The 22,522-nt window shown below is 74.3% G+C and carries 17 protein-coding genes, 1 tRNA gene and 2 pseudogenes; 8 read left to right on the forward strand and 12 right to left on the reverse strand.

Annotation, left to right across the window (positions count from 1 at the left end; translation table 11 throughout):
• Positions 1-99 precede the first annotated feature (99 nt).
• Positions 100-1,959: a molecular chaperone DnaK gene (gene dnaK, locus AC3RJ9_RS08865; protein WP_123244405.1), complete on the reverse strand. Its 1,860-nt coding sequence runs from the start codon at positions 1,957-1,959 to the stop codon at positions 100-102.
• A gap of 325 nt (positions 1,960-2,284) precedes the next feature.
• On the opposite strand from dnaK, the gene AC3RJ9_RS08870 reads away from it, so the two are divergent.
• Entirely contained in the window at positions 2,285-2,911 is a 627-nt protein-coding gene (locus tag AC3RJ9_RS08870) for a Dps family protein (RefSeq protein ID WP_044658848.1), read from the forward strand.
• A 76-nt stretch (positions 2,912-2,987) separates the two neighbouring features.
• On the opposite strand, the gene AC3RJ9_RS08875 is transcribed toward AC3RJ9_RS08870, so the two are convergent.
• A complete protein-coding gene (locus AC3RJ9_RS08875) occupies positions 2,988-5,282 on the reverse strand; it encodes an MMPL family transporter (protein WP_123244406.1) in 2,295 nt (764 codons plus the stop codon).
• Positions 5,283-5,345: 63 nt separating this feature from the next.
• Between AC3RJ9_RS08875 and AC3RJ9_RS08880 the strand changes: the two genes are divergently transcribed.
• The 5 genes from AC3RJ9_RS08880 (at position 5,346) to AC3RJ9_RS08900 (ending at position 11,196) form a co-directional block, all read left to right on the forward strand.
• Positions 5,346-5,822 (forward strand): MarR family winged helix-turn-helix transcriptional regulator, encoded by a 477-nt coding sequence (locus tag AC3RJ9_RS08880; RefSeq protein WP_123244407.1) that lies wholly within the window; start codon positions 5,346-5,348, stop codon positions 5,820-5,822.
• Positions 5,819-6,331, forward strand: a complete 513-nt coding sequence (locus AC3RJ9_RS08885; RefSeq protein WP_123244408.1) for a nucleoside/nucleotide kinase family protein — start codon at positions 5,819-5,821, stop codon at positions 6,329-6,331. Before AC3RJ9_RS08880 ends, AC3RJ9_RS08885 begins: the two co-directional genes overlap by 4 nt.
• A gap of 161 nt (positions 6,332-6,492) precedes the next feature.
• Positions 6,493-9,774 (forward strand): MMPL family transporter, encoded by a 3,282-nt coding sequence (locus tag AC3RJ9_RS08890; protein WP_489727637.1) that lies wholly within the window; start codon positions 6,493-6,495, stop codon positions 9,772-9,774.
• Positions 9,775-9,838: 64 nt separating this feature from the next.
• Positions 9,839-10,840: an aminotransferase class IV gene (locus AC3RJ9_RS08895; RefSeq protein WP_036383651.1), complete on the forward strand. Its 1,002-nt coding sequence runs from the start codon at positions 9,839-9,841 to the stop codon at positions 10,838-10,840.
• A gap of 77 nt (positions 10,841-10,917) precedes the next feature.
• The gene (locus AC3RJ9_RS08900) at positions 10,918-11,196 is read left to right on the forward strand and encodes a DUF4235 domain-containing protein (protein WP_036383649.1); all 279 of its coding nucleotides are present in this window, start codon (positions 10,918-10,920) and stop codon (positions 11,194-11,196) included.
• Between the two features lie 78 nt (positions 11,197-11,274).
• Here the strand turns inward: AC3RJ9_RS08900 and mnhG are convergent, their stop codons facing one another.
• The 9 genes and pseudogenes from mnhG to AC3RJ9_RS08945 all read right to left on the reverse strand — a co-directional run bounded on the left by mnhG (position 11,275) and on the right by AC3RJ9_RS08945 (position 21,406).
• Positions 11,275-11,682 (reverse strand): monovalent cation/H(+) antiporter subunit G, encoded by a 408-nt coding sequence (gene mnhG, locus AC3RJ9_RS08905; RefSeq protein ID WP_036383647.1) that lies wholly within the window; start codon positions 11,680-11,682, stop codon positions 11,275-11,277.
• A complete protein-coding gene (locus AC3RJ9_RS08910) occupies positions 11,679-12,017 on the reverse strand; it encodes an MrpF/PhaF family protein (RefSeq protein WP_036383645.1) in 339 nt (112 codons plus the stop codon). Before AC3RJ9_RS08910 ends, mnhG begins: the two co-directional genes overlap by 4 nt.
• A complete protein-coding gene (locus tag AC3RJ9_RS08915) occupies positions 12,017-12,634 on the reverse strand; it encodes a Na+/H+ antiporter subunit E (protein WP_036383643.1) in 618 nt (205 codons plus the stop codon). The genes AC3RJ9_RS08910 and AC3RJ9_RS08915 overlap by 1 nt, the downstream gene beginning before the upstream one ends.
• Complete coding sequence (locus AC3RJ9_RS08920; RefSeq protein ID WP_036383641.1) at positions 12,621-14,252, reverse strand: Na+/H+ antiporter subunit D; 1,632 nt, start codon at positions 14,250-14,252, stop codon at positions 12,621-12,623. The genes AC3RJ9_RS08915 and AC3RJ9_RS08920 overlap by 14 nt, the downstream gene beginning before the upstream one ends.
• Positions 14,249-14,809, reverse strand: coding sequence for an NADH-quinone oxidoreductase subunit K (locus AC3RJ9_RS08925; protein ID WP_078025521.1), 561 nt, complete (start codon positions 14,807-14,809; stop codon positions 14,249-14,251). Before AC3RJ9_RS08925 ends, AC3RJ9_RS08920 begins: the two co-directional genes overlap by 4 nt.
• Positions 14,806-17,904 carry a Na+/H+ antiporter subunit A gene (locus tag AC3RJ9_RS08930; RefSeq protein ID WP_123244384.1) on the reverse strand — a complete coding sequence of 1,033 codons (3,099 nt, stop codon included), beginning with the start codon at positions 17,902-17,904 and terminating at the stop codon, positions 14,806-14,808. Before AC3RJ9_RS08930 ends, AC3RJ9_RS08925 begins: the two co-directional genes overlap by 4 nt.
• Before the next feature lie 68 nt (positions 17,905-17,972).
• Positions 17,973-19,340, reverse strand: a pseudogene (locus AC3RJ9_RS08935) (MFS transporter); the annotation flags it as partial.
• Entirely contained in the window at positions 19,292-19,873 is a 582-nt protein-coding gene (dcd, locus tag AC3RJ9_RS08940) for a dCTP deaminase (protein ID WP_041104515.1), read from the reverse strand. The pseudogene AC3RJ9_RS08935 and the gene dcd, both read right to left, overlap by 49 nt.
• Before the next feature lie 3 nt (positions 19,874-19,876).
• On the reverse strand, positions 19,877-21,406 hold the full coding sequence (locus AC3RJ9_RS08945) for a hypothetical protein (RefSeq protein ID WP_041104513.1): 1,530 nt from the start codon (positions 21,404-21,406) through the stop codon (positions 19,877-19,879).
• A gap of 121 nt (positions 21,407-21,527) precedes the next feature.
• On the opposite strand from AC3RJ9_RS08945, the pseudogene AC3RJ9_RS08950 reads away from it, so the two are divergent.
• Together AC3RJ9_RS08950 and AC3RJ9_RS08955 are read left to right on the forward strand one after the other, a co-directional pair.
• A pseudogene (locus AC3RJ9_RS08950) lies at positions 21,528-21,716 on the forward strand (cation:proton antiporter); the annotation flags it as partial.
• A 99-nt stretch (positions 21,717-21,815) separates the two neighbouring features.
• Positions 21,816-21,889: transfer RNA gene (locus AC3RJ9_RS08955), tRNA-Gly, on the forward strand.
• Positions 21,890-22,056: 167 nt separating this feature from the next.
• Here AC3RJ9_RS08955 and AC3RJ9_RS08960 read toward each other — a convergent pair.
• Positions 22,057-22,503: a DUF2087 domain-containing protein gene (locus tag AC3RJ9_RS08960; RefSeq protein WP_036317141.1), complete on the reverse strand. Its 447-nt coding sequence runs from the start codon at positions 22,501-22,503 to the stop codon at positions 22,057-22,059.
• Positions 22,504-22,522: the final 19 nt, after the last annotated feature.

A 22,522-nucleotide genomic window follows, 5' to 3' on the forward strand; every position in this document is an offset into this window, starting at 1 on the left:
CCGGCGGGCCGGCCCGGCAGGGGCGCTGCCGGGCCGGCCCGCCGGCGTCGTGGGTCTCGGGACGGGGCGGGCGTGGACGCCCGCCCCGGCCCCGGGGTGTCAGGCCTTCTTCTCGTCGTCCTCGTCGACCACCTCGGCGTCGACGATGTCCTCGTCGTCGCCCTGCGGGGCGGCGGACTCGGCGCCGGCGTCGGCCGACTCCGCGCCCTGCTGGGCGTAGAGGGCCTCGCCGATCTTGACCTGGGAGGCCTGGAGCTTCTCGAACGCGGCGGCGACCTCGTCGTCGTTGTCCTGCTTCTCCAGGGCGGCCTTCAGGGCGTCGACGTCGGCCTGCACCTCGGTCTTGACGTCCTCGGGCAGCTTGTCCGCGTTGTCCTGCAGGAGCTTGTCCACGGAGTACGCGGACTGCTCCGCCTGGTTGCGGCGGTCGGCGGCCTCGCGGCGCTTCCTGTCCTCGTCCGCGTGGGCCTCGGCGTCCTTGACCATGCGGTCGATGTCCTCCTTGGACAGCGAGGAGCCGCCCGTGATGGTCATCGACTGCTCGGTGCCGGTGCCCTTGTCCTTCGCGGAGACGTGCACGATGCCGTTCGCGTCGATGTCGAAGGTGACCTCGATCTGGGGCATGCCGCGCGGGGCCGGGGCGATGCCGGTCAGCTCGAAGGTGCCCAGCGCCTTGTTGTCCCGGGTGAACTCGCGCTCGCCCTGGAAGACCTGGATGGACACGGAGGGCTGGTTGTCCTCGGCCGTGGTGAACGTCTCGGAGCGCTTGGTCGGGATGGCCGTGTTGCGCTCGATGAGCTTGGCCATCACGCCGCCCTTGGTCTCGATGCCCAGCGACAGCGGGGTCACGTCGATCAGGAGCACGTCCTTGCGCTCGCCGGCGAGCACGCCGGCCTGCACCGCGGCGCCGATGGCGACGACCTCGTCCGGGTTCACGCCCTTGTTGGGCTCCTTGCCGCCGGTCAGCTCCTTCACCAGGTCGGAGACGGCGGGCATGCGGGTGGAGCCGCCGACGAGGATCACGTGGTCGATGTCGGAGACCTTGACGCCGGCCTCCTTGATGACGTCCTCGAACGGCTTGCGGGTGCGCTCGAGCAGGTCCTTGGTGAGGTCCTGGAACTTGGCGCGGGAGAGGTGCTCGTCCAGGTGCACCGGGCCCTCGGGGGTCACGGACAGGTACTGCAGCGAGATGTTGGTGGAGGTGGCCGAGGAGAGCTCCTTCTTGGCCTGCTCCGCTGCCTCCTTCAGACGCTGCAGGGCGATCTTGTCCTTGGACAGGTCCGCGCCCTTGGACTTGGCCTGCTGGAGCAGCCAGTCCACGATCCGCTGGTCCCAGTCGTCGCCGCCGAGGCGGTTGTCGCCGGCGGTGGCGCGCACCTGGATGGTGGCGAAGTCGTCCTCGTCCTTGGCGACCTCGAGCAGGGACACGTCGAAGGTGCCGCCGCCCAGGTCGAAGACCAGGATGAGCTCGTCCTCCTTGCCCTTCTCCAGGCCGTAGGCCAGGGCGGCCGCGGTGGGCTCGTTGATGATACGGGTGACGTTCAGGCCCGCGATCTCGCCGGCCTCCTTGGTGGCCTGGCGCTCGGCGTCGTTGAAGTAGGCGGGCACGGTGATCACCGCGTCGGTGACCTTCTCACCCAGGTACTCCTCGGCGTCGTGCTTGAGCTTCATCAGCGTGCGGGCCGAGATCTCCTGCGGGGTGTACTTCTTGCCGTCCACCTCGGCGGTCCAGTCGGTGCCCATGTGGCGCTTGACGGACGCGAAGGTGCGCTCGGGGTTGTTGACGGCCTGGCGCTTGGCGACCTCGCCGACCAGGACGTCCCCGCCCTTGGAGAACGCGACGACGGACGGGGTGGTGCGGGCGCCCTCGGCGTTCGCGATGACGACCGGGTCGCCACCCTCGAGGGCGGCGACGACGGAGTTGGTGGTGCCGAGGTCGATGCCGACTGCACGGGACATGATGGGGTCCTTCCTGTCTGACGGTGAAGCGGGGGCCGGACCGGCGGGCCGGGGCACCGGCGCCGCAGGGACTTGAGCCTTCATGACTCAGGTTGCCACCGGGGCGGTGGACTGTCAAGTGAACCTGAGTCGACTTCACTCACTTCTGCTTCTGCGAGGGTCAACGCGGGCCGTCCACGATCCATTCCCGAGGCCCCGGATTCGTCTGCGCTCCGTTCCGGTGCAGGCGCCCGGCCCTGGAAGCGCGGGGGTCTCGCGCGGTTGGATGGCGGATCACGGGGCGTCGCCGACGGCGCGCCCGTCCCGACGGAGAAGGAGCGCCACCATGGCCGAGAAGAACGCCGCCGAGTACACCGTCCCGGGCCTGTCCCTGAGCACGGGCCGCCGCACCGCCGAGATCCTCCAGGGCCGCCTGCACGCCCTCAACGACCTGCAGCTCACCCTGAAGCACGCCCACTGGAACGTGGTGGGCCCCGGCTTCATCGGCGTGCACGAGATGCTCGACCCCCAGATCGAGCTGGTCCGCGGCATGGTCGACGTCGTCGCGGAGCGCATCGCCACCCTGGGCGTCTCCCCCGCGGGCACCCCGGGCGCGCTCGTGGCCGCCCGCACGTGGGACGACTACACGCTGGGCCGCGCGTCGACCCTGGAGCACCTGGCCGCCCTGGACCTCGTCTACGACGGCGTCGTGACGGACCACCGCGCCGCGATCGACGCCACCGAGGACCTCGACCCGGTCACGCAGGACATCCTCATCGACCAGGTGGCCCAGCTCGAGCTGTTCCAGTGGTTCATGCGCTCGTTCCTGACCACCGACGACGGCCGGCTGAGCAGCGCAGGCACCACCACCGAGGCCGCCGCCGCGGGCCGCGTGAAGGGCGCCCAGTCCGCGCCCGCCCCGAAGGCCGGGCGCACGAAGAAGTCGGACGCGAAGAAGGCCAAGAAGAAGTGACCGCGCGCCCCTGAGGCGCCCGTGCACCGGAGGGGCCCGACCGCACTGACGGTCGGGCCCCTCCCTCCTGCGCGGTTCAGTCGACCTTCGCCGGCCACCACACCTTCGGGCCGATGTCCCGCACGAGCGCCGGGATCAGCAGGGAGCGCACGATCAGCGTGTCCAGCAGCACGCCGAAGGCCACGATGAACGCCAACTGCACCATGAACATCAGCGGGATCACCGCGAGCGCGGCGAAGGTGGCCGCCAGCACGACGCCGGCCGAGGTGATGACCCCGCCCGTGACGGTGAGGGCGCGCAGCACGCCCGCCCGCGTGCCGTGCCGCGGGGTCTCCTCCCGCGCCCGGGTCATCAGGAAGATCGTGTAGTCGATCCCGAGCGCCACGAGGAAGACGAAGCCGTACAGCGGCACGGTGGGGTCGGCGTCCTCGAAGCCGAACACGTGCCGGAACACGAGGGCCGAGACGCCCAGGGCCGCACCGAAGCTGACCACGGTGGCCGCCACGAGCAGCACGGGTGCCAGGAGCGAGCGCAGCAGCACCGCGAGGATGACCAGCAGCATCGCGAGGATCAGCGGGATGACGACCCGCAGGTCGCGCTGCGTGGTGACGTTCGTGTCCAGCGCCTGGGCCGCCGGGCCGCCCACGAGGATCTCGCCCGAGGTCGGGAGGTCCGCGAGCCGGTCGCGCAGGCGGGCCACGGTCTGCTGCGCGGCGAGGGACTCGCCCGGGTCCGCCAGAGTGGCCGAGACCAGCACGCGGCCGTCCACCACGCGGGGCTGCGGCTCCGGCGCCGACGCGGCACCCGCCCCGCCCTCCGCGTCGGTCACGCCCGGGGGTGGGCCCGCGGCGGCCTCGGGGGCGTCCGCGGTGACCTCGGCCTCGGCCACGCCGGGGTCCTCCGCGACGGCGGCGAGCACCGCCTCCGCGTCCCCGGCCGGGGCGAGGATCTGGGCGGGGGCGCCCGCGCCGGCGTCGAAGTGCTCGCTCAGCAGGGCCTGGGCCTGCCGGGCGTCGGAGTCGCCGAGCAGCACGTCCTCCTGGGCGACGCCGTCCGCGCGCAGCTGCAGCAGGCCGCCGCAGAGGGCGAGGAGCCCGACTGTCGTGGCGACCCAGACGGGGCGGGGCCGGCGCGCGACAACGGTGCCCACCCGCGTCCACACCCCGTGGTCCTCCTCGAGGCCGGCGATGGGCCGGCCCGCGCCGTCGCGCGGCGGGGTGAAGGCCCGGCCCCGGGCGGCGCGGCGCTCCGTGCGACGGCGCGCGCGCTCGGGGGACGGGATCGTGGGCCAGAAGGCGGCACGCCCGGTCAGCCGCAGCAGCGCCGGCAGCAGGGTCAGGGCGGCGAGCCACGCGAAGGCCACACCCGTGGCGGCCACGGGGCCGAGGGAGCGCGTCGAGTTGAGGTCCGAGGCCATCAGGATCAGCAGGGCGAGGGCCACGGTGGAGGCGGACGCGGTGATCGCGCCGAAGGACCCGCGCACGGCGGCCCGCAGCGCCTCCCCGACCTCCGCGCGGACCAGCAGCTCCTCGCGGTGCCGGGCCACGAGCAGGAGGCAGTAGTCCGTGGCCGCGCCGATCACGAGGATCGAGAGGATGCCCTGGGCCTGGCCGTTGAGCTGGATCCAGCCCGCCAGGGCCATCCCGTAGACGGCCACGATCGCGCCGCAGAGCGCGGCCACGGCCGTCAGGAGCACGAGGACCGGCAGCAGGACGGAGCGGTAGACCGCCACGAGGATCACGAACACCACCACGAGCGCCACGAGCAGCAGCAGCCCGTCGATCCCCGCGAACGCGCCGCCCAGCTCCGCGACCAGGCCCGCCGGACCGCCCACGTGCCACTCGGTGTCCGCGGCCACGGTCCCGGCGAGGGCGGGGGCGGCGGCCGCCGGGTCCGCCACGACCTCCCGCAGGTCGGCCACCACGTCGGCCACGGGTCGCTCAGCCCCGGCCGAGGAGTCGACGAAGGCCAGGAACTGCACCGCCGCGCCGTCGTCGGAGGGGATCGGGCCGGCGACGTCGGTCACGCCCGGCACCTCACCCAGCCGGCCCGCGAGGTCCGCGAGCGCGGGGAAGGCGGCCGCGGGGTCCGCTGTGCTCGCCGGGCCCATGACGACGGCGGGCACGGCCTCACCGTCCTGGAAGGCCGCCGCCTCCTGCCCCGCGCGGGTGGACTCGGCCGACGCCGGCAGGAAGGTGGCCTGGTCGTTCGAGGAGACGTCGCCGATCTTGCCGAACACGGGGCCGCCCAGGCCGAGCACGGCGAACCAGACCACGGCCAGCGCCGCGGCCAGGCCCAGCCGCAGCCCCCGGGAGGGACGCCCCGTGGCGGCGGGGGTGCGGAAGGCGGAGAGGTCGGGCGGGGTGGGCATGCCCCGAGCGTAGGGGGTGGTTCGATGATCAAACAACCATGGGGGCTGGCTAGACTCCCGGCCATGACCACGCAGCCCCCCTCCGCCCCCGCGGAGCACCTCGCCGTGGTCCACGCGCTGCGCGTCTTCAGCGAGAGCGCGGAGCACGCCGTCGACGAGGCCGGCCGCGGCGTCGGCCTGCACCGCACGGACCTCAGAGCCCTCGCGTACCTGATGGCCCGCGCGGCGGCCGGTGAGCCCGTCACGGCCTCGGACCTCGGCGCCCACCTGCACCTCACCCGGGCCTCGGCCACCGCCCTCGTGGACCGCCTGGCCGCCGCGGGCCACGTCCGCCGCCGCCGGGACGAGGGCGATCGGCGGCGCGTGCTGGTGGAGCACACGGACACGGCCCGCCGCGACGGACAGCGCGCGTTCGAACCGATGTCCCAGCGGCTGAGCGCCGCCCTCGAGGGGTTCTCCGCCGCGGAGCTGCGGGCTGCGGTGCGGGTGCTCGAGGCGGCCACCGCCGCACTGACGGACCCCGCCCCGGAGGACCCGTGACTCGACCGGCGCTCATCGGCCTGGACGGCCGCTCGGGGTCGGGCAAGACCGTCCTCGCCGCCGCGCTCGCGGCCCGGATCGCACCGTTCGCGCGCGTCGAGGTGATCGAGATCGAGTCCATGTACCGGGGCTGGGACGGGCTGGCCGCGGCGGTGGGCGACGACGGCCCCTACCCGGCCGTCGTGCGCGCGCTGCGGGAGGGCGGCACGGCGACCTGGACCACGTGGGACTGGCACCGTGCCGCCCCCGGTCCGCCGCGGGGGACCGCGCCGGCCGACGTCGTGGTGTGCGAGGGCGTGGGCGCGCTCAGCACCGCCGCCCGGCCGCTGCTCGACCTGGCGGTGTGGCTCGAGCTCGAGACCCCCGCGCGGCGCACGCGGGCGCTGGCCCGGGACGGTGAGACCTTCGCCCCGCACTGGGACCGCTGGGCCGCACAGGAGGAGGACTACCTGGCCCGGCATGCCCCGCGCGCCGCGGCGGACCTGGTCCTGCACCCGCCCTCCGCCTGACGGCGGCGGTGCCCGGGGCCGGGGGCGTCGGGGTCTGCGTGCGGGCCGGTCGGGCGCCCGCGCTGGGACCGGAGCGGTTCGCTCCGCTTAGGTGTAGCATCGGAGGCGGCGCGCCGCGTCCGGCCGCGTCCCACCCCAGCGCACGGAGACCTCCCCTTCCCATGGCAAAACTGCTCTACCGTCTCGGCCTCGGCGCCGCCCGCCGCCCCCTCCTCGTGATCCTCGCCTGGGTGCTCGCCCTGGCCCTCGCCGTCGGCGGGTTCCTCGCCTTCGGCGGCACGCTCTCCTCCACCGTCACCATCCCCGGCACGCCCACCGCCCAGGTCACGGACCGCCTCAAGGAGGAGTTCCCCGAGGCCTCCCGCGGCAGGGGCCAGGTCGTGTTCACCACCGAGGACGGCTCCCCCCTGACCGACGCCCAGCGCGAGCAGATCACCGCCCTGTTGGACGACGTCGCCGAGCAGCCGGCCGTGGAGGGCGTCGTGAACCCGTTCGAGGCCCAGGCCCAGCAGGACGACGCCCGCACCCGGCTGGACGAGGGCCGCACCGAGCTGGCCGACGGCGAGCAGCGCCTCGCGGACGGACGCCAGGAGATCGAGGACGGCCGGGCCGAGCTCGAGCGTCGCACGGCCGAGGCCGACGCGGCCGAGCAGCGCCTGGCCGAGGCCGCCGCCCAGCTGGAGGAGGGGCAGGCGAAGCTCGACGCCGCGCGCGCCGACCTCGAGGAGCGTGGCCTGGACGCCCTGCCGGCCGAGGCCCTGGCCCCGCTCCGGGAGGCCGAGCAGCAGGTGGCCGAAGGCCAGGAGCAGCTCGACGCCGGCCGCGCCGAGCTCGAGGAGCAGGCGGAGCGCCTCGAGGCCGGGCAGGCCAAGCTCGACGCACAGCGTCAGGAGCTCGAGGCCGCGCAGGCCGAGCTCGACGCCCGGTGGGCCGAGCTCGAGGCCGGGCAGGCCGAGCTCGACGCCCGGGCCGAGCAGCTGGCCGCGGGCCGCGCCGAGCTCGAGCAGGCCCGGGACGCCGCACTGGCCGAGGCCGAGGCCGCCGGCATCCCGGCGGAGCAGGTCACCGAGCAGTTCGCCGACCAGGAGGCGCAGCTCGCCGCCGCCGAGGCACAGCTGGCGGCCGGTCAGGACCAGGCCGACGCCGCCCGCGCCCAGCTGGAGGCCGCCCAGGCCGAGGCCGACGCGGGCGCCGAACAGCTCGCGGCCGCCCAGGCCGAGGCCGACGACGGCGCCGCCCGACTCGCCGCCGGCCGGCAGCAGCTGCAGGAGTCCGAGGCCGAGCTCGAGGCCGGCCGCGAGCAGGTGGCCGCGGGACGGCAGCAGGCCCTGGACGCGGCCGAGGCCGAGCTCGACGCGCAGCAGCAGAAGATCGACGAGGGCCGGGCCGAGTACGAGCGCGGCGTCGCCGAGCTCGAGGACGGCCGGGCCCAGCTGGCCGCCGGCGCGGAGCGCCTGGACCAGGCCGAGGCGGACCTCGCCGACGGCCGCGCCGAGCTGGAGGACGGCCGCGTCGAGGCCGAGCGCGGCGAGCGCACCCTGGCCCTCGCGGAGGACTTCCGCACCGTGTCCGAGGACGGCAGCACCGCCGTCGGGATCGTCACCTTCACCACGCCGACCCTGGACGTGACCGCCGAGGACAAGGAGGCGGTCACCGGCGCCCTCACCGGCGCGGACATCGACGGCGTCGCCGTGCATCCCTCCCAGGAGCTCAACGCCACCGCGCCCTCCCTGCTCGGCCCGGGCGAGGTCGTGGGCCTCGTGGTCGCCGCGATCGTGCTGGTGGTCATGCTCGGCACCCTCGTGGGCGCGGGTCTGCCGCTGGTCAACGCGCTGGTGGGCGTGGGCGTGGGCGCCGCCGGGGCGCTCGCGTTCTCCTCCGCCGTGGAGATGATCTCCGTGACCCCGGTGCTCGGGGTGATGCTGGGCCTGGCCGTGGGCATCGACTACGCGCTGTTCATCGTCAACCGGCACCGCCAGGAGCTGCGTCGCGGCACGGGCCTGCACGAGTCGATCGCGCTGGCCAACGGCACCTCCGGCAACGCCGTGGTGTTTGCCGGCATCACCGTGATCGTCGCCCTCGTGGGCCTGAACGTCACCGGCATCCCGTTCCTGGGCCTGATGGGCACCGTGGGCGCGGTCTGCGTGGCCGTGGCCGTGCTGGTGGCCGTCACCCTGACCCCGGCCCTGCTCTCCCTGGCCGGGATGCGGATCCTCTCGAAGAAGGAGCGGGCCCGCCTCGCCGACGAGGGTCCCGCCTCCGTCGCCGAGGGCTCCGCCGCCGTGCGCCGCGCCGGGCGCCGCTCGACCATGTCCACCCCGGCCGCGATCGCCTCGGCCCTGGCGGCCGTCGCCCTGCTGGTGCTCGTGGCCCTGCCGGTCGGCTCGATGCGCCTGGGCCTGCCGGACGGCGGGTCCGAGCCGGAGGGCTCCGACTCGCAGGTTGCGTACGAGCTCACCGCCGAGAAGTTCGGCGAGGGCTACAACGGCCCGCTCGTGGTGACCGTGGACCTGCCCGCCGGCCTGGACGAGGACGCGGCCGAGGACGCCCGCCTGGCGGTGGGCGAGCAGCTCGCCGGCCTCGAGCACGCGCACGCCGTGGTGCCCGCGGGCTTCAACGAGGACCGCACCGTCACCATGTTCCAGGTGCTGCCCGAGGAGGGCCCGAACGCCGTCTCCACCGAGGAGCTGGTGCGCGACCTGCGCGCCACCGAGCCGGCCGGCGAGGCCTCCAACCTCGGCGTGGCCGGCATGACCAGCGGGTTCATCGACGTCTCGGAGAAGCTCTCCGACGCCCTGCCCCTCTACCTGGGCGTGGTGGTGGGCCTGTCCCTGCTGATCATGGTGCTGGTGTTCCGCTCGATCCTGGTGCCGCTGATCGCCACCGGCGGGTTCGTGCTCTCCATGTTCGCCGCCATGGGCGGCGTGGTGGCCATCTACCAGTGGGGCTGGCTCGGCTCGGTGTTCGGGGTCCACAACCCCGGCCCCGTGCTCAGCTTCCTGCCGACCATCATGATCGGCGTGCTGTTCGGCCTGGCCATGGACTACCAGCTGTTCATCGCCTCCGGCATGCGCGAGGCCTACGCCCACGGCCTGCCCGCCCGCCAGGCCGTGCTGACCGGCCTGCGCTCGGGCCGGGCCGTCGTGATCGCCGCGGCGATCATCATGATCTCCGTGTTCGGCGGGTTCATCTTCGCCCACGACGCGATGATCCGCCCGATGGGCTTCGGCCTGGCCTTCGGCGTGCTGCTGGACGCGTTCGTGGTGCGCCTGCTCCTGATGCCGGCGCTGATGCACCTGCTCGGCGAGAAGGCGTGGTGGCTGCCGCGCTGGCTCGACCGGATCATGCCGGACGTGGACGTGGAGGGCGCCCAGCTCGAGCGCGCCCACGCCCCGGCGCAGCCCTCCGTCCCCGCCCCGGACGGCGGCGCCCACCGGGCCTGACCGCCCCCGACTGATGCCCGCCCCCGGCCCCGATCGGCCGGGGGCGGGCGTCTATCCTGGGCGGATGCGTCCCACCGCCTTCTCCCCCGCCGCCGGCTCGCCCGTCCTCGTCCTGCTCGAGACGGACGCGGACGGCGCCCCCGCCCCGCGGCTCGCGGACCCGGCCGTCCCGCACCTGAGCGTCACGGACCAGGGGGTCACGCGCGGCGACGGCATCTTCGAGACGGCGCTCGCCGTCGCCGACGGGCTCGGGACCCTGCGCATGCGCAAGCTCGGAGCCCACCTCGGCCGGCTGGCCGCGTCCGCCGCCGCCCTGCAGCTGGCCGCCCCCGAGGCGGCGGCGTGGGAGGCCGCCGTCGCGCTCGGCCTGCGGGCGTTCACCGAGGCCAACGACGTCGCGCCCGGGGACCGTCTCGCCGTGCGCCTGACCGTCACCCGCGGCCCGGACGCGGCTCCCGGCGCGGTGCCCACGCCCACCGCGTGGGCGCTGCTGAGCCCGGCCCCGGCGATCCAGGACGAGGAGCGGCAGCGGGGGCTGCGGGTGCTGCTGCTGGACCGCGGCATCGACTCGCAGGCCCCCGAGCGCTCCCCGTGGCTGCTCACCGGCGCGAAGACCCTCTCCTACGCCGTGAACATGGCCGCCCTGCGCTACGCCCGCGCGCACGGCGCCGACGACGTCGTCTTCACCAGCGCGGACGGCTACCTGCTCGAGGGCCCCACCTCCACGGTGCTGATCGTGCGCACCGGGGAGGACGGCGTCCGCCGCCTCCTCACCCCGCTGCGCCAGAAGGGCATCCTCGCCGGCACGTCGCAGGCCGTGATCTTCGCGGCCGCCCACGCGGACGGCTGGGAGCTCGGCTACGGCCCGCTCGTCCCGGCGGACCTCCAGGGCGCCGAGGGCGTCTGGCTCGTCTCCTCGGTGCGCGGCGTCCTGCCGGTGCGCGCCGTCGACGGCGTCGAGATCCCCGTGGACCACGAGCTCACCGGCATGCTGCAGGCCCATCTGGACGCCGACGGCGACCCCGGCCGGCACGTCAGCGGCGACCCGGTGCCCACCGCGGGCTAGGCTGGGGACCGGCCCGTCCGGCGTCGTCGGCCGCGGCCGCAACCGCACGTGAGATCCCCGACCACGGAAGGCGCACCATGAACACGCTCGCCCAGAAGGCCCTGTCCGCCGGCATCACGCTGGTCGGCGGCATCGTCGGCTCCCGCGTGGTGGCGGGCGGCTGGCGGCTCGTCACCGGCCACAGCGCCCCGAACGACGCGGCCGACGAGACGCTGCCCCTCATCGAGGCCCTGTCCTTCGCGTTCATCTCCGCGGGCGTCGCGGCGCTGCTGAAGGTCGCCGGCCAGCGCGGCGCCGGCGCCGCGATCCGCAAGGTGTCCGAGTCCACCGCGCACCGCGTGGACCACGAGGTCTGAGCCGCCCCGCCACCACCACGACGACGGCCGCCGCCCGGAGGGATCCGGACGGCGGCCGTCGTGCTATGCGGGGTGGTGTCAGCGGCGCCCGCGCGGCCGGGCGCCGGCGCGGCGCGGCCCGGGGTCCGCCGGGGGCTCGGCGCGACGGACGACGGCGGCCAGCTCGTCCCGGTGCAACAGCTCACGGCGGGCGTGCTTGGTGCGGTAGCCCGTACGGCCCACCAGGTGGGAGGCCACCGGGGCCGTGACCATCTGGGTGACCCACGCCAGCAACAGCACGGGCAGCCACACCCACGACCGCCACTCGATCGCCAGCCCGGCGAGCATGAGCAGCAGGCCGAGGACCTGCGGCTTGGCGGCGGCGTGCATGCGGGCCAGCAGGTCCGGGAGCACGAACAGGCCCACGCCGGCCACCAGGGAGAAGAAGGCACCGCTGACGAGCAGGAACGCGGCCAGCCAGTCCAGGAGCGTGGCGGTGTCGGTCATCGGCCCTCCTCCCCGCCCGGCACGTCCGTGGTGCCGGGCACGCGCGCCTGGTCCTCGAGCGAGTGGTCCGGGCGCCGGTCCTCCGCGAAGCGCGCCACCGTCACCGAGCCGACGAAGCCGACGGTGGCGGCCAGCACCACGAGGACCACGTGGTGGGTGTGGCGGTGCACGGCCATCTCCAGGACGAGCATCCCGGAGAACACCACGAGCAGCACGTCCGTGGCGACCGCCCGGTCCAGCAGCGAGGGGCCGCGCACGATCCGGTAGAGCGCACCGACGGCGCCGACCACGAGCAGCGCCCCGCCGGCCCACGTGGCCAGGTCCATGGGGTCCATCAGGCCTCCTCCTTCGGGGGGCGGGCGGCGGGGGGCGCCGAACTCGGGAAGCGGCGGACCAGCTCGAGGTCCTCACGCGTGCCGACGGCGCGGATGATGCCCGCCTCCACGTCGAGGGCCTTGGCGCGGAAGCCCGCCACGTCCTCGTCCGTGGTCGCGTCGAGCACGTGCAGGTACAGGACGGAGCGGACCCGGTCCACGTCCAGCACGATCGAGCCCGGCACCAGGGCCAGGGCGTGGCTGACGAGCGTGATGATGAGGTCGTCGTGGCTGCGCAGCGGGACGCCCACGATCGAGCCGCGGGCGCGGCGGCCACGCAGCAGCACCGTCCCGGCCACGTTGACTGAGGCGCGCACGACGTCGACGAGGAACCGCACCGTGAACACGAGGGACCACCAGGGGTTCAGACGGCCGCTGAACGGGATGCTCGGCATCGGGAAGAGCCCGATGATCAGCAGCGCGAAGGCGAGGCCGGTCAGGGCCACGTGCGGAGCGAAGTCCTGCCACAGGGCGCACCACACGGCCACCATCACGAGGATCAGCGGCCACTGGGCCACGATGCCCCGGATCCGGTCGGGGCGCACCACGCCGCGGCGGGCGGAGTCACTTCCGGGCATCGTGCACCTCCGTCGGGTCGACGCTGAGGGTGGCCGCGGCCCGCTCGGCCGCGGCGTCGTCGAGCACCGCCGCGATGTAGGGCGAGCGGTCGAGCATGTCCGTGGCGGCCTCGTCGGCCAGCGCGAACAGCGGACCGGCGGCCACCGTGAACACCAGCGTCAGGCCCACGAGCGCCGTGGTGGGCAGCACGAGGCCCGGCTCGAGCGGGCGGGGGCGCTCGCCACGGGCGACGGCCCGCTCGTAGGCGGCCACGAGCTGGGCGGGCGGGTGCTCCACGTCCTCGACGCGGCGCCAGAACGCGCGGGTCCACACGCGCACCACCACGAGCAGGGTCAGCAGGGACACGAGCAGGGACACGCCCACCAGCGTGTAGGCCAGGGGCGTGGCCTGCTCGACGCCGCCGCGCAGCAGGCCGACCTTGCCGAGGAAGCCGGAGAACGGCGGGATGCCGCCGAGGTTGAGCGCGGGCACGAGGAACAGGACGCTCACGAACGGGGAGACCTTCGCCAGGGACCCGAGGCGGTCGATGTTCGCTGTGCCGGCGCGGTTCTCGATCAGGCCCGTGACGAGGAAGAGCGCGGTCTGCACGGTGATGTGATGGGCCACGTAGTACACGGTGGCCGCCAGCCCCGCCTCCGTGGCCAGGCCCAGGCCGAAGATCATGTAGCCGATGTGGGAGACGAGGATGAAGGACAGGATGCGCTTGATGTCCGTCTGGGCCAGCGCGCCGAGGATGCCCACCACCATGGTCAGCGCGGCCACCACGAGCAGGAGCGCGTTGACGTGCTCCCCCGGGAAGAGCAGCGTCTCGGTGCGGATCATCGCGTACACGCCCACCTTGGTGAGCAGGCCCGCGAACACCGCGGTCACCGGGGCGGGCGCGGTGGGGTACGAGTCCGGCAGCCAGAAGGACAGCGGGAACACGGCCGCCTTGATGCCGAAGCCCACCAGGAGCAGCACGTGCAGGACCATCTGCACGTCGGTGGGCAGCTCGCCCAGCTTCACGGCCAGGTCCGCCATGTTCACGGTGCCGGTGGCCGCGTAGATCATCGCGATCGCGATCAGGAACACCACCGAGGAGAGCACGGAGACCACCACGTAGGTGACGCCCGCGCGGATGCGCTGGGCGGTGCCCCCCATGGTCAGCAGCACGTAGGAGGACGTCAGGAGGATCTCGAAGCCCACGTAGAGGTTGAACAGGTCGCCGGCGAGGAACGCGTTGGACACGCCCGCCACGAGGATCAGGAACGTGGGGTGGAAGATCGAGACCGGCCCACCCTCGTCCCGGTTGATCAGCCCCTGCGCCGAGGCGTACAGCAGCACCGCCAGGGTGATCAGCGCCGACACCACGAGCATGAGGGCCGAGAGCCGATCCACCACGAGGCTGATGCCCAGCGGGGCCGGCCAGCCGCCGAGGTGGACGGCCGCGACCCCGGTGTCCCAGACCGCGGCCAGCAGCAGCGCGTCCAGCACGAGGGTGAGCACGAGCGCGGAGACCGTGACGGTGATCTGCGCGCGGGGGCGGCGCACGAGCATGAAGGTCACGGCCGCGCCCAGCACGGGCAGCATGACGGCCAGCGGGGCCAGGTCGGTCAGGGGGAGGGTGCCGATGCTCACGGGCGCGGCCCCCCGTCGGCGCGGTGGGCACGGACGGCGGACGCCGGGCCGGGATGGGCGGGCGGCGTGGGTGAGGCGTGGCGCACGTGGGGTCGGGACTCCGTGGCGTGCTCGTAGTGGGCGTTGGGGTCCGCGGCGTCGTCCAGGAACTCCGAGGACTCCTCCACGAGCTCCGCGTCGTCCTCCGCGTCCCAGGCGGGCATCCGGGCGATCTTGACGTCCTCCGCGTCCACCTCGACCTCGTCCTCGCGGACGAGCAGCCACGAGCGGTAGATCATGGCGGTCAGGAACGCGATCACGGCGAAGCCGATCACGATCGCGGTGAGGATCAGCGCCTGCGGCAGCGTGTCCGCGTACTCGTGCGGGTCCCGTCCGCGCACGAACAGCGGGGCCAGGCCCGTGCCGCCCGAGGAGAGGAACAGCAGCATGATGGCGCCGTTGTTGATCAGCACGATGCCGAGCAGGATGCGCGTCAGGCTGCGCTCGAGCACGAGGTAGATGCCCCCGGCGAACATCACGCCCATGGCCAGGAGCAGGGCCAGGTCGACGGTCATCATCGGGCGGCCTCCTGGGTGGACGGAGTGGACGGGGTGGGCATGCGCGGATGGCGACGGCGGGCCGCGGCGCGCAGGCGGGCGCGGCGGGCCTCCTCGCCCCGGCGGTCCACCTCACCGCCGAGCGAGCGCAGCACGTCGATCACGAGCCCGACCACCACGAGGTACACGCCGATGTCGAACGCCGTGGCCGAGACCAGCTTGAGGGCGTCGCCGAACAGCGGCAGGTCGGTGAACTCCACCACATAGGACTGCAGGATCTGCCCGCCGAAGAAGAGCGGGGCGATCCCGGTGAGCGTGGCGATCGCCAGGCCCAGGCCGATCATGGGCCCGGCCGGGATCACGGAGGCCTCCTGCAGCTCGTACCGGCCGCCGGCGAGGAAGCGCAGCGTGAGGGCCAGGCCTGCGAGCAGGCCGCCGGCGAAGCCGCCGCCGGGGGTGTTGTGCCCGGCCAGCAGCAGGTAGACGGAGAGCAGCATCATGATCGGGAACATGAAGCGGGTGACGACCTCGAGGATGATCGAGCGCCGCTCGGGGGCCATCGTGTGGCCGGCCACGAGCCACTGGCCCTTGCGATCGTCCACAGCGAAGCTGCGCACGACGGACAGCTCGCGGGCCCCGAGCGAGGAGTCGGCGCCGAAGTCGCCGACGGAGCCGGGGGCGACGTCGTCGATGCTGCGGGTGCGCCCGTCGCGGTGCTGCAGGAAGATCAGGGAGGCCACGCCGGTGGCCGCGGCGGCCAGCACCGTGATCTCGCCCCACGTGTCCCACCCGCGCAGGTCCACGAGGGTCACGTTGACCGCGTTCAGCCCGTGGCCGTGGACATAGGCCTGCTCCGGTATGGCCAGGGAGATGGGCTCGGCGGTGCGGGCGGCCAGCGCGGTGGCGGCGATCCACATCATGGTCAGCGCGAACCCGACGGCCACGGCCAGGCGGCCCAGCCGCCGCGAGCCGGTGCGGCGGTCGTACCAGTCCGGCGGCAGCACGCGCAGGCCCAGGATGAGGGTGACCAGGATGATGGTCTCCACGAGCACCTGGGTGATCGCGAGGTCCGGGGCGCCGCGCATCGCGAACAGGGCGGCGGCGCCGTAGCCGGTCACGGACACCAGCATGATCGCCTTGAAGCGGCGGCGCGCGCGGACGGCGAAGAAGGTGGCGACGGCGATCATCAGCACCACGACCAGCTGCGCCGGGGTCTGGAACCAGGCGACGTCCGCGGAGAGGAACGAGGTGGCCAGCGTGCGCTCGCTGCGCCCCACGGGGAAGAGCAGGAACGCGGCCGGCAGCAGGAACGCGGTGGCCAGGATGATGCCCAGGTAGCGGCGCAGGGAGCCGGTCTGGGTGCGCCCCGTGACCCAGATGGCGACCTCGTCGAGGGCGCCGGTGATCTTCCGGTACGTGCGCAGGGCGTCGACCGGGAACTCGACGCGGCGCTGGAACGCCTCGACTCCCGGCCGGCCGAGGGCGAGCAGCGCGCCGAGCACCCAGACCCCCGCGGAGAGGGCGAGGATGGGCGTCCAGCCGTGCCACAGGGCCAGGTAGGCCGGCGCCTCCTCCGGGTCCAGCGGCGGCAGGGAGCCCGTGTGGGCGGTGATGATCCCCTCCACCGGGCCGGGCAGGAAGGCGAGCACCAGGCCGGCGAGCGCGAGCAGCGCGGCCGGGGCCAGCTCGAGGGTGGTGACGCGGGTGTGGAAGCGCGTGACGGGGACCGCGGCCCCCTCCTCGTCCCGCTTGGCGGCGAACGAGCCCCACAGGAACCGCCACGTGTAGGCGAAGGTGAGCACCGAGCCCACGGTCATGAGCACGAGCGGCGTCCAGCCCCACACGTCCGCGTGCGCCACGCCGTGGGCGGCCAGGCCCTCCAGGACGGACTCCTTGGCCACGAAGCCGAACAGCGGAGGCAGGCCGGCCATGGACAGGCCCGCCACCACGGCGACGGCGGCCAGGGCCGGGTGGCGGCGGCCGATCCCGGAGAGCTGGCGCAGATCGCGCGTGCCGGCCTCGTGGTCGATGATGCCGACCACCATGAACAGGGGGGCCTTGAACACCGCGTGGGCCAGGAGCATGGCGAGGCCGGCCATGGCGGCGTCGCGGGTGCCCAGCCCGTTGGCCACCATGAGGAAGCCGAGCTGGGAGACCGTGCCATACGCGAGGACGAGCTTGATGTCTGTCTGCCGCAGGGCGCGCCAGCCGCCGAGCAGCAGGGTCCACAGACCCACGCCGATCACGAGGACCTGCCACATGGCGAGGCCGTGGAACTCCGGGGCCAGGCGGGCCACGAGGAAGACGCCGGCCTTCACCATGGCCGCCGCGTGCAGGTACGCGGACACGGGGGTCGGCGCGGCCATCGCGCCCGGCAGCCAGAAGTGGAAGGGGGCCTGGGCGGACTTCGTGAGGGCGCCGATCAGCACCAGGGCGACGGCGACCTCGAGCAGCCCGCGCAGCCCGGCGTCGGCCATGAGGGCGGGGGCGGCCTCGAGGACCCCGGAGATCCGCCAGGACCCGGCGAAGTGGGCCAGCATGATCAGGCCCGCGAGCATGGCCAGGCCGCCGAACGTGGTGACGATCAGGGCGGTGATGGCGGAGCGGCGGGCGAAGATGCGGTGGCCCGAGTAGCCGATCAGCAGGAAGGACAGGACGGACGTGATCTCCCAGAAGGTGTAGAGCACCATCAGGTCGTCCGTGGTGACGAGCCCGAACATCGCGCCGGCGAACGCCAGCAGCTGCCCGCCGAACACCGCGTTGCGCGGCTCGTGCTCCCGGAAGTAGCGGGCGCAGTAGGCCAGGACCAGCGCGCCGACTCCCAGCACGATCAGGGACATGAACGCGGCCAGCACGTCCATGCGGAACGCGAGCTCGGTCTCGAGGTACGGCACCCACGGCACGGCGCGGTCCAGGCGCGCCGCCGAGGCCGGGACCGGCCGGCCGGCGTCGAGCGCCTCCTGCAGCGCGAACACGTGCGGCAGCTGAGTGAGCAGCCAAACGAAGCCCGCCGCGGGAGCGGCGGCGAGCAGATAGAACCCCTGACGTCCCGTCCACCGGAAGAGCACCGGGGCGGCGAGCGCGACGACGAAGAGCGCGGTCAGGATGACGAGCATGCGGTCCCTTCGTCAGGCACGGGCGAGGGTCCGGTCCAGCCTAACGGAGGGATGCGCCCCACCCGGGGTCAGCGGACCGATTCCGCGCTCCGCGTGATCGGCTCCGTGACCCGGGCGAACAGCAGCCCACCGGCCACGAGCACGACGGCGATCACGGGGATGACCACCCGGTTGTCCGGGTGCAGGGCGAGCGCGAGCGTGACGAGCGCGGGCGTGATGAACCCGACCGCGCGGCCCGTGGTGGCGTACAGCCCGAACACCTCGCCAGCCGTCCGCGGCGTGGTGAGCCGGCCCAGGAACGCGCGCGAGGCCGACTGCACCGGGCCCACGAACAGGCACAGCGCCAGCCCGCCGACCCAGAACGCGAGGGTGCCCGAGGCGAAGAAGAGCGCCCCGGCCACGAGGACCATGGCGGCCAGCGAACCGAGGATCACCCGGCGCGGACCGACCGCGTCGTCGAGCCGCCCGCCCACGAAGGCGCCCAGGGCGGCCACCACGTTGGCCGCGATCGCGAACAGGATCACGTCCGAGGCCGCCAGCCCGTAGACCGTGGTGCCCAGGATGGCGCCGTAGACGAACACCGCGCCCACGCCGTCGCGGAACACCGCCGAGGCCACGAGGAACCACAGCGTGTTCCGGTCCTCGCGCCACATCCGGGCCAGCGTGGCCCCCAGCTCGCGGTAGGAGCCCAGCACCGACTCACGGCGCGGCCCGCCGTCCGCCGCCGGGGCGGGGGCCGGGTCCGGCACGGCCACCAGCACGGGGATCGCGAACACGAGGAACCACGCGGCGGCCACGAGCGCGACCACCCGGATGTTCAGCGCCGCGTCCTCCGTGACGCCGAACCAGTGCGCGTCCCCCGAGACGAAGCCCACGAACACGATCAGCAGCAGCAGGATGCCGCCGAGATACCCCGCGCCCCAGCCGATGCCCGAGATCCGGCCGATCGTGGCCGGCGTCGAGATGTGCACGAGGATCGCGTTGACCTGCACCTCCGCGAACTCGAAGAACACCGTGCCCAGGGCGATCAGGGTGACGCCCAGCAGCAGGGAGGACTCCTCCGGGGTGACCCAGAAGCAAGCTGCGGTGCACGCGATCACGGCGCCCGTGGTCAGCGCCAGCCAGAGGCGGCGCCGTCCCGCGCCGTCCGCCCGACGCCCCAGCACGGGCGCGGTGACCGCGATGACGACGCCGGCCACCGCCATCGCCGTCGAGAGCCAGGCCGTGCCCCGCTCGTCCGGCCCGAACGCGTCCGAGGCCAGGTAGGTGCCGAACACGAAGGTGACCATGACCGCGTTGAACGCGGCCGAGCCCCAGTCCCACAGCGCCCACGCGGCCACCTGGCGGCGCGGGGCGGCGGAGGCGACCGGCGGGAGCGCGACGTCGGTCATCGCTCGATGCGGGTGAGGTGGAAGTCCCGGTGCGCCCGGGAGGCCGTGGGCCCGCGCTGACCCTGGTACCGGTTCTGGTTGGCCCCGGTGCCGTACGGCGACTGGGCCGACGAGGAGAGCCGGAAGAAGCACAGCTGGCCGATCTTCATCCCCGGCCACAGCGTGATGGGCAGCGTGGCCACGTTGGACAGCTCGAGCGTGACGTGCCCGGAGAACCCGGGGTCGATGAACCCGGCGGTCGAGTGCGTCAGCAGGCCCAGCCGCCCCAGCGAGGACTTGCCCTCGAGGCGGGCGGCGAGGTCGTCCGGCAGGGTGACCTGCTCATAGGTGGAGCCGAGCACGAACTCCCCCGGGTGCAGGATGAACGCCTCGTCCGGGTCCACCTCCACCAGCCGGGTCAGCTCGTCCTGCTTCTGGCGCGGGTCGATGTGCGCGTACCGGTGGTTGTCGAAGAGCCGGAAGAACCGGTCCAGGCGCACGTCCACGGACGCGGGCTGGACCATCGCCGGGTCGAGGGGGTCCAGGCCGACGCGCCCGGAGTCGAGCTCGGCGCGGATGTCGCGGTCGGAGAGCAGCACGGCTCAGTCCATTCGCACGACGACGGCCAGCGGGGTGCGCTCGCGGCCCTGGCCCAGCGGGTTGTCCGCGAAGGCGGCTTCGAGGACGGCGGCCGACGCGGCGGTGTCCTTGCCGAGGGCGTTGCGGCCGATGTCGTTGGCGTCCATCACGACGGTGCCGGCGAAGGAGGCCTTCGCCCAGGCCGGGATGTCCGCCGCCCGGATCATCGCCGAGACCTCGGCGGCCACCCGGTCCGGCTCGGCCGGCGGCAGCTTGGCCGAGACGTTGGCCGGGAACGTGGAGTAGGTGGTGGGCCCGTCGATCGCGCGGACGTTGCCGCCCACCACGTTGTAGAACACACCGCGCTTGCCGGCGACCTTGCCGGCGGCGCCGGCCGCCGCGGAGAGCACGATGCGCGGCAGGCCCGCCTCCTGGATGGCCAGCTGCATGGTGGTGGGATCGCCCAGGCCGATGCCCGCGGGCGTGCGGGTGACCAGGCGGGAGAGGACGCGGGCGGCCACGGAGGGGCGGACCTCCCACGTGTAGTAGGAGCGACCCTGGGTGATGGCCACGATCTTCTCGGACACGGAGAAGTGCCACGGGGCGTCCTGCGGCATCGCGTCCGCGGGCAGGTCGCGGAAGAAGTCCTCGATCTCGCCGCGCAGGTAGGCCTGCAGGTCCGTGTCCCGGTCCACCAGGCCGGTCTGCACCGGGAAGCGGCGGTAGCGGCGGCCGTCCTCGGCGGAGACCAGGTCGAGCTCCTTGCCCGGGTTCGGCTCGTGGTCCGGTTTGGCCGGTGCCGGGGCGGTGGGGGCCTCGTCGACCGCGGTGGCGGGGCCGGCCGGGGCGGCGTCCGCGTCCACCGCGTCGCGCAGCCAGAGCTCGAGGTTGAGCAGGCGCCAGAAGCGCTCGGGGTCGTGCCGGCGCGGGTGGGCGAGGAAGTCCTCGAAGAGCGCGCGGACGGTGGGCGCGTCGGCGTACGGGCGGGCGGCGAACGAGTCGGAGGCGAACACCTCGCGGACCGGCTCGCGCAGGGCGAGCAGCAGGCCGGCCGCGGCGTCGTCGTCCGCGTGGCGGGCCGGCGGGAGGACGGCGTCCACCAGGCCGGCGAGCCGCCCGCGCGGCACGCCGCGATCGGCGGGGCGCTCGTCCGCGTGGGCGTCGACGAAGGCCGAGTTCAGCAGCGCCTCGACGGGCACGTCGGCGCGCTCGCGGGAGTCGGCCAGGCGTGCGGCGACGTCGCGGCGGGTCGCGGTCAGGGTGCGCGCGGCACCGCGCAGGCCGCGGGGCGCGTCGGCGGCCGAAGGCGTCGGGGCGGGGCGGCCGCACACGTGCGCGGTCGAGGCCAGGGGGCCGCCGTGGGCGCGGATCGCGGCGCGGACCGACTCGAGGTCGGCGACCGGGGACGGCGTCGCGGCGGGGGCCAGCGGTGCGGGCCGGGGACCGCCGACGAGGAAGGGGCGGTCCGCCTCCCCGAACGCGAGGTAGCGGTACACCGCCGCGTCGTCGGGGCGGGCGGGGACCTGGGCCGCGTCGGCCGTGGTGTCGCGCATGGGACGTCCTTCCGGGACAGGGGCTGCCGGACGCGTCCGGCCGCGGCCGGGCGCGGTTCGGACTCTACCAGCGGCCCCCGGCGCGCTTTCGTTCGGGAAACGGCGGCCCCTGGTGCGCTTTCGTTCGGGAAACGGCGTGGCCGGCCGCTGGCGCGCGGGTGCGGCCCTGACCATCCGCGGGGAGTTCTCCATCGTGATCGCCGGGCCGGTGCTCACGCGGTACGCGGACGCGTTCGGTCGCTCGCGCGCCCGGGCGGCGACGCGGCGGGTGCGGGCGCGCGAGGTCGCCGCAGCGGACCCGGTGCACTGACGTACGGGTCCGCGGGGCTCGATGACGACGCGGGGCCGGTGCACCGGCCGGGCTGGTGTATGGTGGTGCCCGCGCCGCAGGCGGAAGCTGAGCGGTTGCGCGGGCGTAGCTCAATGGTAGAGCGCTTGCTTCCCAAGCAAGATACGCGGGTTCGATTCCCGTCGCCCGCTCCACACCACGACGACGGCCCCGGGCCCCTCACGCGAGGGACCCGGGGCCGTGTCGGTCCACGTCGCCCCGCCACGGCCGCACCGGGAACGCAAGACGTCGGAATACGGCCACATTCCGGCGTCATGGCGACCGCTGGCGTTCCAGGTCGACGTGCGGGGTCCCGCTCCCCTCAACGGCCCGCGCGGATCTCGCGCAGCCGGCGTTCCAGGTCGACCGGCAGGTCCGCGGCGAAGCGCGGGTCGAGGTCGGGCCCGGCGTCCGCCAGTCGGTAGACGCCGTCGGCGCGGGCGAGGAACCCGTAGTCCACGAGTTCGCGACGCAGCGTGGCCACGTCCTCGTGGGCGGGGCGCAGCAGGTCGTTGACCTCGGCCTCCGCGTAGGCGCGGCCCGCTCTGAAGCGACGCAACAGCTCGAGAAGGACGGCCACCCGCGGCTTGCGACGCGCAGGGATGGAGCGCAGCCGGTCCCCGTCGAAGAAGCGGGCAAGCACGGTCGCGTGGTAGCGCTCGGCGGACTGCCACTCGTCAGCGAGGGCCGCCGCCGCGGCGGTGTACCGCTCACCGGTGACGGCCATGCGGGCACGGATCAGGGTCTTGAGGTCGGACTGACGGGTCATGGTGCATCCTCGCCGGCGC

The sequence above is a fragment of the Micrococcus sp. 63XJN7_6_ISO-PGPR-S23-444 genome (genome assembly GCF_058072765.1).